Below are 1704 nucleotides of genomic sequence, written 5' to 3'. Positions count from 1 at the left end.
ACGGCGGCCGCCTCGGCCACGCCCGCGCAGCGCCGCAGCGCCTCGGCGACCTCGGCCGGGTCGGTCTCGTCCCGGTGGCGGGGCTTCGCCCACTCCTCGGCCCGGCCGAGGCACTCCAACGCGCCGTCGGCGGTCCAGCGGGCCAGCCCCCCCGTGCGGTACAGCCGCTCCCCCGGGCCGCCGTACGGGTCGGCGACGAAGCGCCCGGCGTCCTCGCCCGGCTGCGGCGGGAGGCCGCCGGCCAGGTACAACTCGCCGGGGACGCCGTCGGGTTGGGGGCGCAGCGCGCCGTCGAGGACGTGGGCGCGGGTCCAGCCGGGCCGGGTGACGGCCGCGGGCAGCGCGGGCCGCGCGGGTCTGGCCGCCAGCAGCGCGCGCTGCTCCTCGGCGGGGATCAGCGGCAGTTCGGCGAGGGTGCGCCGCGGCCCGTCCGCCATCCCGGCCAGCAGCCGGTGCAGCCGGTCCGCCAGGGCGGCCACCGTCCGGCGGTCGAACAGGTCGGTGTTGTACTCCACCGTCAGGGTGCAGCCGCCGGCCTCCTCCGGGGTGAACTCCAGCACCAGGTCGAACCGGGCGGCCGGGCGGGGCAGCGGGTGGTCCGTGAAGCGCAGGCCGGCGGCGGGCGCCGGGGCGGCGGGGGCCTGCTGGACGACCACGACCTGGACCAGCGGGGTCCGGCTGGGGTCGCGGGGCGGGGCGAGTTCCTCGACCACCCGGTCGAAGGGCGCCCCGGCGTGGGCGAAGGCGTCCAGCAGGGTGGTGCGCATGCCCTCCACGAAGCCGTCGACGGTGGCCCGCTCGTCCACGTCGCCGCGCAGCACCACGGTGTTGACGAAGAAGCCGGCGACCTCCTCCAGCTCCCGCCGCTCCCGCCCGTTGACGACGGTGCCGAGGGCCACGTCCCGCTGGCCGCTGTGGCGGGCGAGCAGCAGCGCGGACGCCCCGGCGTACAGGGTGAAGGCGGTGGTGCCGCGGCCCGCGGCGAGGTGGCGCAGCCGCTCGACCAGCTCGGCCGGGAGGTGGTGGCGGTGCGCCGCGCCGCGGGTGGTGCGCTCGGCGGGCCGGGGGCGGTCGGTGGGCAGCCGCAGGGTCGGCAGGTCCGCCAGGACGCGCTTCCAGTAGGCGAGGTCCGCCGCGTGGTCGGTGCGGCGGTGCTGCTCCCAGTGCGCGAAGTCGGGGTACTGCAGGGCGGGGGCGGGCAGTTCGTCCGGCTCGCCGGTGGCCTCCGCCCGGTAGAGCGCGGCCAGGTCGCGGGTGAGGACGCCCACCGACCAGCCGTCGGTGACGATGTGGTGCTGCGCCAGCAGCAGCAGGTGCTCCTCGGCGGCCAGCCGCACCAGCAGCACCCGGGTGAGCGGGCCCCGGGCCAGGTCGTAGGGCCGCTGGAGTTCCTCGGTCAGCAGGCGCTCGACCGCCTCGGCGTGCTCCTCGGCGGGCAGGGCGCCGAGGTCCTCGGTGCGCAGCGGCAGTTCGGCCCCGTCGGTGACGTGCTGGACGAGCTGCCCGTCGACGGCGGTGACGGTGGTGCGCAGCGCGTCGTGCCGGGCGGCGAGGCGCCGCAGGGCCCGGCCGAGGGCGTCCCGGTCGAGGGCGCCGTGCAGCCGCAGGGCGGCGCCAGGCTCTTCGCGGCCGTCCCGACGTACACCACCCGCTCCGGGTCCAGCGCCTGCATCGCGCCGAGCGGCTGCCGGTCGTAGCGGAACT

1 protein-coding gene is annotated in these 1704 nt (G+C 78.5%); it reads right to left on the bottom strand.

Going from position 1 to position 1704, the window contains the following annotated elements; translation table 11 throughout:
• On the bottom strand, positions 1–1562 hold a 1562-nt coding region (locus tag ABZW03_RS40570), incomplete at its 3' end, for a condensation domain-containing protein (RefSeq protein ID WP_355269857.1).
• Between the last annotated feature and the right edge of the window lie 142 nt (positions 1563–1704).

The organism is Kitasatospora sp. NPDC004799 (assembly GCF_040609095.1).
Classification (GTDB): domain Bacteria; phylum Actinomycetota; class Actinomycetes; order Streptomycetales; family Streptomycetaceae; genus Kitasatospora.
The sequence above is the reverse complement of the archived record's forward strand: the minus strand, read 5'-3'. Positions and strand labels throughout refer to the sequence as shown.